The organism is Dietzia sp. CW19, assembly GCF_014145265.1.
Lineage (GTDB): Bacteria > Actinomycetota > Actinomycetes > Mycobacteriales > Mycobacteriaceae > Dietzia > Dietzia natronolimnaea.
The window spans coordinates 1-205 of record NZ_JAALEE010000556.1 but is presented as its reverse complement, the minus strand read 5'-3'; the positions used below and the strand labels follow the sequence as shown (position 1 = coordinate 205).

Below are 205 nucleotides of genomic sequence, written 5' to 3'. Positions count from 1 at the left end.
TCCAGCCGATCGGACTCGCCGCGCGCCTTGGCCATGAGCCCGTCGGACTCCTTCTTGGCCTCCCCGGTCAGCCGGTCCGCCATCTCCTGCGCCATCGCGAGAACGCGGGCCGCACGCAGATGCGTGTCGGAGTTGGCGGCACCGCTGTCCTCGCTCTTCGCGAGCGACGGGGTGGCCGCGGCCGGGGCCGGCGTCGGCGCTGGGG

1 pseudogene is annotated in these 205 nt (G+C 74.6%); it reads right to left on the bottom strand.

Going from position 1 to position 205, the window contains the following annotated elements:
• A pseudogene (locus G6021_RS15650) lies at positions 1-205 on the bottom strand (cell division protein); the annotation flags it as partial.